At 76.9% G+C, this 1,579-nt stretch carries 2 protein-coding genes; both read right to left on the minus strand.

Annotated features, from left to right (window positions below):
- Positions 1-832 (minus strand): transcription antitermination factor NusB (locus AC2CJA_RS26585; RefSeq protein ID WP_484605201.1); only part of this gene is annotated, 832 nt, incomplete at its 3' end.
- 113 nt (positions 833-945) lie between these two features.
- On the minus strand, positions 946-1,579 hold a 634-nt coding region (locus AC2CJA_RS26590), incomplete at its 5' end, for a methionyl-tRNA formyltransferase (RefSeq protein ID WP_484605202.1).

Genomic DNA, 1,579 nt, shown 5'->3' on the forward strand with positions numbered 1-1,579 from the left:
GGTCGGGCCCGTCCAGGGGCGCGTTCGCCAGCGCGAGGGCGACCAGTTGGCTGCCCTCGTCCTGCACCCCGGCGCGCCCCTCGCGCACCGCCTCGATCGCGCCGGGCTCGCCGCCCTCGGCGAGCCGGACGGCGTACGGCGACCAGCGCCCGGGCACGGCGTCACCGGTCAGCAGTTCCCCGGCGGCGGCGCGGCCGGGGCGGGCGGCCAGGGTGACCTCGGGCCGGGCGTTGTCGGCCTCCAGCAGCGCCTCGACGTCCTCGCGCCCGCCGCCGAGCGCGTCCCACAGGGCGGAGACGATCCAGCGGGGGTGGGCGTGGACGATCCCCAGATGCTCCTCGGGATCGTCCTCGTAGGGCGGGGCGACCTTCTCCAGCCAGCCGTCCAGGCCGTCGGCGGCGATCCTGCGCAGTACGGCGTTGACGAACCTGGCCCGTCCGTCGCCGAGCACCACCCGGGCCAGCTCCACGGTGGCGCTGACCGCGGCGTGGGCGGGGATGCGGGTGCCCAGCAGCTGGTGGGCCCCGAGCGAGAGGACGTCCAGCACCGGCGGGTCCACCTCGCGCAGCGGGCGGTCCACACAGGCGGCGATGATCTCGTCATAGGTGCCCTGCCGGCGCAGTGTGCCGTAGACCAGTTCGGTGGCCAGGGCCGCGTCCCGTCCGTCGAGGTCGCCGCGCTCGCGGCCCTCACGCAGCAGCGGGGGCAGGACGAGGTTGGCGTACGCGTCGCGCTCGTCCACGGCCCGCAGCGCCTCGTAGGCGATCAGGCGTACGGGGTCCTTCCTGGGGCGGCGGTAGGGCTTGGCGGGACGGCGTGGCCGGCTGCTCACGGAAAAGGTGCTCCGGGTGGTGTCGGGGGCGGCGCGCGGTGGGCGCCGGAGGGACGCGGCGTTCCAGCCTAATCCCCCGGCACGGGGCCCTGCCCGGGCGGGGCCGACCCGCCTCAGTCCCCCAGCCGCTCCCCCTGGGCGATGCGCACACCGCGCGCCCAGTCGGCGGCGGCCATCGGCTTCCTGCCCTGCGGCTGGACCCACAGCAGTTCGACGGCGTGCGAACCGGTGCCGACGTGCACGGTGTTCTTGCCGACGGCCGGCTCGCCGGGTGCCAGGCCGGTGCGGCCGGGGGCGAGGGCGGTCTGCCGCAGCTTCAGCCGCTCGCCCCGGAAGAGCGTCCAGGCGCCGGGCGCGGGCGAGCAGCCGCGCACCACGCGGTCCACGCGCAGGGCCGGGGCGGTCCAGTCCACACGGGCGTCCTCGACCGTGATCTTGGGGGCGAGGCTGACGCCCTCGGCGGGCTGGGGGACGGCCCGCAGCGTGCCGTCCTCGATGCCGTCCATGGTGGCGGCCAGCAGTCCGGCGCCGGCGAGGGCGAGCCGGGTCAGCAGGTCGCCGCTGGTGTCGGTGGGCCGGACCTCCTCGGTGACCACGCCGTAGACCGGTCCGGAGTCCAGCCCCTCCTCGATGAGGAAGGTGGAGGCTCCGGTGACCTCGTCCCCGGCCATGATCGCGTGCTGGACGGGGGGGGGGGCCCCCCCCGCCGGGCGCCGCGTGAAGTGGCCGGTGTGCCACCCCCGGGCC

Source organism: Streptomyces sp. ATLC9 (assembly GCF_057196705.1).